We start from the raw sequence: 8,605 nt of genomic DNA, 5'->3' as shown, positions 1-8,605 counted from the left end.
GCGCCGTCGCCGCGACCCTCGGCCGCGCCGACGCGCGCATCGCCGACCCCGCCGACCTCCGGCACCTGGACGCCGACACCGTCACCCCGCTCGCCCTGCCGCTGCGGGTGCCCGTCCTGCTCGACCCCCGGCTGCGGGACCTGTCCTCGGTGGTGGTCTCCAGCGGCCGCGACGGCCTGGAGCTGGAACTCACCCCCGCCGGACTGATCCGCGCCACCGGAGCGACCCTCACCGTGGGAGAACCGTGACCGCAGGAACCCTGACCGTCCGTCTCGCCGTCGCCGACCCCGACGAGCTGCGCTCCCTGGACGACTGGCTGCGTGGCGCCGACCTCGGCCGGATCACGTTCGCGGCCGCTCCGCCGGCCCCCGGCGCGCTCGGCTCGATCGACGAGGAGCTCCTGGTGACCCTGGCCGACCGGGTCGACGCCGCGGCGCTCGCCGCGTCGGTGGAGCTGTGGCTGCGGCTCAGGCCGTCCGGGCTGACCCTCTTCCTGCGGATCGGCGACCGTCCGCCGGTCATGCTCGACGCGGCGGGCGGCGTCGACGTCCTCACGTTGCTCAAGGCCGCGTTCGACGCCTCCGGCGGCCGAACCACAACGGATTGATGACGAAGGGCACCAACCCGCGATCTTCGGCATCTAACGGTTGATCTTTCAGGGAGGCTTCTCTTCCCACGGCGGGTGTTCTCAGGAGGTTCAGTGGCGATCAGTACGAGTACCCGTCGGGCGGGCACGTGGCCGGTGCTGGCCGCGGTCACCGCCGTCACGCTGGTCGTCGTGGTCGGCGTCGTGTACTTCCTGACCAAGGGCCCGGGCGGCTGCGACGGGACGGTGTCGCTGCGCGTCGCGGCGTCGCAGGACAAGGTGCGCCTGCTCCAGATGGCGGGCGACGCCTACGCCGAGGACGCCGTCGTCGGCGGCAAGTGCGTCAGCGTCACCGTCGACTCCAAGAACTCCGGCACCGCCATGGAGGCGCTGGCCCGCGGCTGGGACGAGGCGCGCGACGGCGCCAAGCCCGACGTCTGGTCGCCCGCCTCCGCCCAGTGGGCCTCGCTGCTGCGCGCCCAGAACCCCGGCGCCATCGAGGGCTCCACCTGGCAGCCGATCATGACCACCCCGCTGACCATCGCGATGCCCAAGCCCATGGCGGAGGCGCTCGGCTGGCCCGCCAAGCAGATCGGCTGGCGCGATCTGGCCGAACTCGCCACCACCGGCGGCTGGAAGACCAAGGGCCACCCCGAGTGGGGCGCGTTCAAGCTCGGCAAGACCAACCCGAACTACTCCACCAGCGGGTTCAACGCCACGCTCGCCGCCTACTTCGCCGCCACCGGCTCCACCAGCGACCTCACCACCGCCGACCTCGCCGCCCCGCAGAACCGCAGGTTCGTCGGGAACATCGAGAAGTCGATCGTGCACTACGGCGACACCCTGCTGACCTTCTTCTCCAACCTGCAGCGCGCCGACGACCGCGGCGAGGCGCTCTCCTACATCTCGGCGGTCACCGCCGAGGAGACCTTCGTCTGGAACTACAACCAGGGCAACCCGACGATCGACCCCGACCAGATCGGCAAGCACGCCCGGCCGAAGGTCCCCGTGGTCGCCTTCTACCCGAAGGAGGGCACGGTCTTCTCCGACCACCCGTTCGTCGAGCTGGCCGGGCTGCCGGGCGAGCGCAGGGCGGCCGCCGCCGACTTCCTGAAGTGGCTGCACACCGACCCCGCCCAGAAGATCTTCACCGACCACGGCTACCGGAGCTACCAGGGCGCGGCCGGCGCGTCGGCGACCCGCGAGTTCGGGGTGCTCGCCGAGCAGCCCGCCACCCGGCTCCGGCTGCCAGGACCCGAGGTCATGCGGGGCGTCCTGAAGAGCTGGACGGAGCTGCGCAAGCCCGCCAAGGTGCTGCTGGTCCTCGACAAGTCGGGCTCGATGAACGAGAAGGTCCCCGGCACCGACCGCTCCAGGCTGGACCTGGCCAAGGACGCCGCGATCAACGCCCTCAAGGAGTTCGCGCCGCAGGACCAGGTCGCGCTCTGGGAGTTCTCCTCCAAGCTCGACGGCGAACGCGACCACCGGCCGCTGGTGCCGTTCGGCGCCATGGAGCCGGGCCACCGCGAGCAGATCAGGTCGGCGCTGGCCGGGCTGAAGGTCCAGGGCGGCACCGGCCTGTACAACACCACGGCCGCCGCCTACGACGAACTGCGCCGCGCCAAGGCCATCGGCGCGATCAACGCGGTCGTCGTCATGACCGACGGCCAGAACGATCGCGAAGGCGGCATTCCGGACCTCGAGACCCTCACCGGACGCCTCGCCGCACGCGAAGGCGAACCCGTTCGTGTCTTCACCCTGGCCTTCGGTGACGGCGCCGATCTGGGCACCCTCACAAAGATCGCCCAGGCCACGGACGGTGCGGCCTACGATTCCCAGGATCCCAACAGCATCAGCCAGGTCTTCTCCGAGCTCCTTTCCAACTTCTGAAAAGGCGGTTGTCCTCGGTGGTCGCCGAGACCCCCTAGACTGAACCAGCCATAGGCATGTGTTGCCGCCCGAAACAAATCGTGAGACCGGCGGCCGCCCGCGCTTGTCCGAAAGGGCTGGAGCGCGAGAGCCACTGAACCGCCGGATCAAGGAGACCTGCCCCGTGAAGACCGCCGTCGAGGAGCTGACCCCGACCCGGGTGAAGCTCACCATCGAAGTACCGTTCGAAGAGCTCAAGCCGAGCCTCGACAAGGCTTACAAGGAGCTCGCCAAGCAGGTGCGGCTCAAGGGCTTCCGCCCGGGCAAGGCCCCCGCGGCCCTGATCGACCAGTACGTCGGCCGCGGCGCCGTGCTCCAGGAGGCCGTCAACGACGCGCTCCCGGGCCTGTACGGCAAGGCCATCGAGGAGAAGGAACTCTTCGTCCTCGGCCAGCCCGAGGTCGAGGTGACCAAGCTCGACGACGGCAAGGAGTTCGAGTTCACCGCCGAGGTCGACATCCGTCCGACCTTCGAGGTGCCCGCCTACGACGGCCTGCCCGTCACCGTCGACGACGCGACCGTCACCGACGAGGAGGTCGAGGAGACCCTCGGCAACCTCCGCGACCGGTTCGCGACCCTGACGGTCGCCGAGCGCGCCGCCGCCGACAAGGACATCGTCACCATCGACCTGGCCGCGGCCATCGACGGCGAGGACGTCGAGGACGCCGCCACCAAGGGCTACTCCTACGAGGTCGGCTCCGAAGGCGCCATCGAGGGCCTGAACGAGGCGATCGTCGGCCTGTCCGCAGGCGAGTCCAAGACCTTCTCCTCCACCCTGGTGGCGGGCTCCAAGAAGGGCGAGACGGCCGACGTCACCGTCACCGTCTCCAAGGTGCAGAGCAAGGAACTGCCGGAGGCCGACGACGAGTTCGCGCAGCTGGCGTCCGAGTTCGACACCGTCGAGGAGCTCAAGGGCGACGTGCGCAAGCGTCTCGCCCGGCAGAAGTCCCTCAACCAGATCGGCCAGGCCCGGGACAAGGCCCTCGAGGCCCTGCTCGAGAAGGTCGAGATCCCGCTGCCCGAGTCCGTCGTGGCCAGCGAGATCTCCCGCCGCAACGAGCAGCTCGACCAGCAGCTCGCCATGAACGGCCTCTCCCGCGAGGACTACCTCACGGAGGAGGAGAAGACGGCTGAGGACTTCGACGCCGAGATCGCCGAGGCCGCGGCCAAGGCCGTCAAGGGCGGCTTCATCCTCGACCAGCTCGCTCTCCAGGAGGAGCTGGGCGTCGAGAACGAGGAGCTCTCGGAGTACGTGGTCACCCAGGCCATGCAGATGGGCCTGCCGCCGCAGCAGCTCGCCCAGTACCTCACCGAGAACAACCAGATCCCGGCCCTCGTCGCCGAGGTCCTGCGCTCCAAGGCGCTGAACCTCATCGTCGAGCACGTCAAGATCTCGGACGAGTCCGGCAACGAGCTCGACCTCGACGCGCTCCGCAAGGAGATCAACGGCGAGACCGTCGACCTGGAGGCCGAGACGGTCGCCGAGGCCGAGGAGATCACCGAAGAGGCCGCTGACGAGGCCGCCGAGGAGAAGAAGGCCGACGAGGCCTGATTCGCAGAGAACATCCCTTTCGCCCCGCTCGCCGATTTATCGGCAGGCGGGGCGTTTGTGTTCTGGCACCGTTCGCGACCGGCCAAACCCATTAGTGCGAAAAAGCGCGGCGGGTACGCCCCGAGCGAAAAGAACGCCTCGCTGGCATGAACCCCGGTGGGGGAGCGTTAGTGTCCAATACATCAGACCGTCGAAACCTAACGGAGGAACAGGGTGAGCATGCCTCCGACCTTCCACGAGCCGACCGTCATGCGCGAGGCGAGTGCTCCCGGCGCTCTTCTGGCGCAGGAGGCACTGCACCAGCAGCTTCTTCGCAAGCGCATCGTGGTGCTCGGCCAGCAGGTCGACGACGACATCGCGAACCGTCTCTGCGCCGAGCTGCTGCTGCTCTCGGCCGAGGACGGAAAGCGCGACATCACCTTTTACATCAACTCGCCCGGCGGCTCGGTGACCGCAGGTATGGCGATCTACGACATCATGGAGTACGTGCCCAACGACATTGTGACCGTGGGCATGGGCCTGGCGGCGTCGATGGGCCAGTTCCTGCTGTGCGCCGGCACCCCCGGAAAGCGCTACGCGCTCCCGCACGCCCGGATCATGATGCACCAGCCCTCGGGCGGCATCGGCGGCACCGCCTCGGACATCAAGATCCAGGCTGAGCAGATGCTCTACGTCAAGAAGACGCTCGCGGAGCGGATCTCCTTCCACACCGGTCAGACGGTCGAGCAGATCGGCACCGACTCCGACCGCGACCGCTGGTTCACCGCGGACGAGGCCCAGGCCTACGGTCTGGTCGACCACGTCATCAGAAGCGCTAACGAGGTTCCCTCGGAAGGGCCGGTTTCCTGATGGAGCGAATCATGAACATCGGCGGCACCGCCCGTCCGTCCGGCATCCAGCCGGTCGAGAGCCGGTACATCATCCCCTCGTTCGTCGAGCGCACCGCTTACGGCGTCAAGGAGATGAACCCGTACAACAAGCTGTTCGAGGAGCGCATCATCTTCCTCGGCGTGCAGATCGACGACGCGTCCGCCAACGACGTCATGGCCCAGCTCCTGACGCTGGAGTCCATCGACCCGGACCGCGACATCAGCATCTACATCAACTCGCCCGGCGGCTCGTTCACGGCCATGACGGCGATCTACGACACGATGCAGTTCGTCAAGCCCGACATCCAGACCGTCTGCATCGGCCAGGCCGCCTCCGCGGCCGCGGTCCTGCTCGCGGCCGGCAGCCCGGGCAAGCGCGCCGCGCTTCCGCACTCCCGGATCCTGATCCACCAGCCGGCGACCGAGGGCACCTACGGTCAGGGCTCGGACATCGAGATCCAGGCGCGCGAGATCATGCGGATCCGCGAGCAGCTCGAGACCATCCTCGCCCGGCACTCGGGCAAGACGCCCGAGGAAGTCCGCCAGGACATCGAGCGAGACAAGATCCTCACGGCGGACGAGGCCAAGACGTACGGTCTGATCGACGACGTCTTCGTCAGCAAGAAGCGCCGGGTGGAGGTAGTGTCTTCGTAAGACGGCGCACAGCCCGGGGAACCCCCCGGCTTCGCGGCCACACTTCCCCAACCGATGTGTGACCCGGCGCCCCGGAGACGGTACCGTCGAAGCAGCCTTTTTCGGCGGTGCGCGGGGACGGACCTGCGCACCGCCGCGAACAGGCGGCCCCACGAAAAGGAGACAACCGGGTGGCACGCATCGGTGACGGTGGTGACCTGCTGAAGTGCTCGTTCTGCGGGAAGAGCCAGAAGCAGGTCAAGAAGCTCATCGCGGGCCCGGGTGTGTACATCTGCGACGAGTGCATCGATCTCTGCAACGAGATCATCGAGGAGGAGCTCTCCGAGAGCTCCGACCTCAAATGGGACTCCCTGCCCAAGCCGCGTGAGATCTACGAGTTCCTCGACGGCTATGTGATCGGGCAGGACACGGCGAAGAAGGCGTTGTCGGTAGCGGTCTACAACCACTACAAGCGGATCCAGAACGGCGATTCCCGCGACGACGTCATCGAGCTGGCCAAGTCCAACATCCTGCTGCTGGGCCCCACGGGCTCGGGCAAGACGCTCCTCGCACAGACACTCGCCAAGCTGCTCAACGTGCCGTTCGCGATCGCGGACGCCACGGCCCTGACCGAAGCCGGTTACGTCGGCGAAGACGTCGAGAACATCCTCCTGAAGCTGATTCAGGCGGCCGACTACGACGTCAAGAAGGCCGAGACCGGCATCATCTACATCGACGAGGTCGACAAGATCGCTCGTAAGAGCGAGAACCCGTCGATCACGCGGGACGTCTCGGGTGAGGGTGTCCAGCAGGCTCTGCTGAAGATCCTCGAAGGCACCACCGCTTCGGTTCCGCCGCAGGGCGGCCGCAAGCACCCGCACCAGGAGTTCATCCAGATCGACACCACGAACGTGCTGTTCATCTGCGGTGGCGCGTTCTCCGGCCTCGAGAAGATCATCGAGGGCCGGGTCGGCAAGCAGGGCATGGGCTTCGGCGCGGTCATCCGCTCCAAGGTCGACTTCGCGAAGAACAGCGACATCTTCGGCGACGTCATGCCCGAGGACCTGCTGAAGTTCGGGATGATCCCGGAGTTCGTGGGCCGGCTTCCGGTCGTCACCTCGGTGCACAACCTGGACCGTGACGCCCTCATCAACATCCTGACCGAGCCGAAGAACGCCCTGGTCAAGCAGTACCGTCGGCTGTTCGAGCTGGACGGGGTCGAGCTGGAGTTCACAGACGACGCCCTCGAGGCCGTCGCGGACCAGGCGATCCTGCGCGGCACGGGCGCTCGCGGTCTGCGCGCGATCCTCGAAGAGGTCCTGCTCTCGGTGATGTACGAGGTGCCGTCGCGAGCCGACGTCGCCCAGGTCGTCATCACCCGTGAGTCGGTCCTGGAGCACGTCAATCCGACTCTCGTCCCGCGTGAGCGCGTGCAGAAGCGCGAGCCCCGCGAGAAGAGCGCCTGACGCACCAGCGCATCCGACGGAAAGCCCCGGCCTGGCCGGGGCTTTCCGTTTTCCCGCCCCAGGTCCGTGATCTCCGCAACCAAGCCGCCTCCGGCGGCGTCCCAATCTCCGGTAGATCGGGACGAAGCGGATGGGGGAAGAGATGCTTCTGGTCATCTCGGTGCTGGTGGCCGTCGCGTCGTTCTACGCGGCTCTGCGGTTTCTGGGCTGGCGGTGGTCGCGGAAGTGGCGGCCGGTCAAGCCGTTCGTGTTCGTCGCGATCCTGGTCGGTCCTGCGGCGCTGACGACGTATCTGACACAGGAGCTGGTGATCGAGCCGGACGGCCCGTTCACCGGAGTCCCCTGTGAGGGGGGCGTCTGGGCGTCGTCGGTGAAGCTGGGCCCGAAGGGGTTCGCGCCCGCGGGCTGCGCCCTCACCTACGGGCGGATCACCTTCGAGAACGCCGGCGAGGAGACGCCCTACGGGATCTGCGTGGGCCACGACGGGCGCTGCTCGTCCAGCGGCAGGATCCCGGCCGTGCTCCACCACGGACTGGCGCTCGCTCCCGGCGAGGCCCGCTCCGTCGAGCTGCCGATCCACCGGACCTGGCAGCAGGAGTTCGACCGCGCCTACCCGCTGACGTTCACCGGCGACCACCGCCCGGGACCGGACTTCGTCGTCCAGGTCAAGGTCACGCCCGAGCTGCCCGCGCCGAAGTACGGCTATCCGTGAGCCGCGCGGGACCGGAACACCCCGCGCGTGTTCCGATCCCGCGGGTCAGCCGGTGAGGGGGAGGCGGGCGGTCAGGGTGGTGCCGTGGCCGGGACGGGAGGCCAGGGTGAAGGTGCCGCCCAGCTCGGCCGTGCGTTCGCGCATCGAGGTGAGGCCGAGGCCGGTGCCCGGGACACGGGGCAGGCCGCGGCCGTCGTCGGTGACCACGATCTCGAGCCGGTCCTCCGCGGCCGTCATACGTATCGCTGCGCTGGTGGCCTTGGCGTGCCGGGTGATGTTGGTCAGGGCCTCCTGGACGATCCGGTAGGCGGCCGTCTCGACCGGCGACGGCAGCCCCGGCAGGTCGGCCTCGACACTGACGGTCGGGCTGGGCAGGTCGGCGGCGAGCGCGCGGACGGCCCCGGCCAGCCCGTGGGCGTCGAGCGCGGGCGGGCGCAGACCGTGCACCAGTTCGCGGATCTCGGTCATCGCCGAGGTCATCCGTTCGCGCAGCGCGACCAGCGACGGTTCGACGCTGGTGGGGTCCGAGCGGAGCCGGATCCTGGCGGCGTCGACCGACAGGGCGAGGCTGGCGAGGGTCGGGCCCAGGCCGTCGTGGAGATCGCGGCCGAGCCTGCGCCGTTCGGCCTCCCGGGTGATGATCAGGTTCTCCTGGGAGAGCCGCAGCAGCCGGACGGTGTGCGCGAGGTCGGCGACATGCCGGGTGAGCACGCCCAGCAGCCGGTGGTCGGTCCGGCCGCGTGACTCGATCAGCAGCCTGCCGATCGGCTCGCCGTGCCAGACCAGCGGGATCGCCCGCGGATGCGCGCCGAGGGTCCCGTCGCTGTCGACGATCCGGCCGTCGATCTCGACGGCCGC

At 68.6% G+C, this 8,605-nt stretch carries 9 protein-coding genes; 8 read left to right on the top strand and 1 reads right to left on the bottom strand.

Features of this window, described 5'->3' with window-relative positions; genetic code table 11:
* The 8 genes from ACYVE7_RS23885 to ACYVE7_RS23850 all read left to right on the top strand — a co-directional run.
* Positions 1 to 248 (top strand): YbaK/EbsC family protein (locus ACYVE7_RS23885; protein ID WP_460367370.1); only part of this gene is annotated, 248 nt, incomplete at its 5' end.
* The gene (locus ACYVE7_RS23880) at positions 245 to 607 is read left to right on the top strand and encodes an effector-associated constant component EACC1 (RefSeq protein WP_460367369.1); all 363 of its coding nucleotides are present in this window, start codon (positions 245 to 247) and stop codon (positions 605 to 607) included. The genes ACYVE7_RS23885 and ACYVE7_RS23880, both read left to right, overlap by 4 nt.
* A gap of 93 nt (positions 608 to 700) precedes the next feature.
* Positions 701 to 2,476: a substrate-binding domain-containing protein gene (locus ACYVE7_RS23875; RefSeq protein ID WP_460367367.1), complete on the top strand. Its 1,776-nt coding sequence runs from the start codon at positions 701 to 703 to the stop codon at positions 2,474 to 2,476.
* A 163-nt stretch (positions 2,477 to 2,639) separates the two neighbouring features.
* Positions 2,640 to 4,067 (top strand): trigger factor, encoded by a 1,428-nt coding sequence (gene tig, locus ACYVE7_RS23870; RefSeq protein WP_460367365.1) that lies wholly within the window; start codon positions 2,640 to 2,642, stop codon positions 4,065 to 4,067.
* 219 nt (positions 4,068 to 4,286) lie between these two features.
* The gene (locus tag ACYVE7_RS23865) at positions 4,287 to 4,916 is read left to right on the top strand and encodes an ATP-dependent Clp protease proteolytic subunit (protein WP_460367364.1); all 630 of its coding nucleotides are present in this window, start codon (positions 4,287 to 4,289) and stop codon (positions 4,914 to 4,916) included.
* Entirely contained in the window at positions 4,916 to 5,590 is a 675-nt protein-coding gene (locus ACYVE7_RS23860) for an ATP-dependent Clp protease proteolytic subunit (protein WP_460367363.1), read from the top strand. The genes ACYVE7_RS23865 and ACYVE7_RS23860 overlap by 1 nt, the downstream gene beginning before the upstream one ends.
* 170 nt (positions 5,591 to 5,760) lie before the next feature.
* A complete protein-coding gene (clpX, locus tag ACYVE7_RS23855; RefSeq protein ID WP_460367361.1) occupies positions 5,761 to 7,035 on the top strand; it encodes an ATP-dependent Clp protease ATP-binding subunit ClpX in 1,275 nt (424 codons plus the stop codon).
* Positions 7,036 to 7,177: 142 nt separating this feature from the next.
* The gene (locus tag ACYVE7_RS23850; RefSeq protein ID WP_460367359.1) at positions 7,178 to 7,747 is read left to right on the top strand and encodes a hypothetical protein; all 570 of its coding nucleotides are present in this window, start codon (positions 7,178 to 7,180) and stop codon (positions 7,745 to 7,747) included.
* A 45-nt stretch (positions 7,748 to 7,792) separates the two neighbouring features.
* On the opposite strand, the gene ACYVE7_RS23845 is transcribed toward ACYVE7_RS23850, so the two are convergent.
* A partial coding sequence (locus tag ACYVE7_RS23845) for a sensor histidine kinase (protein WP_460367358.1) occupies positions 7,793 to 8,605 on the bottom strand: 813 nt, incomplete at its 5' end.

The organism is Actinocorallia lasiicapitis (genome assembly GCF_054778695.1).
This window is presented reverse-complemented; position numbering and strand designations above follow the sequence as displayed.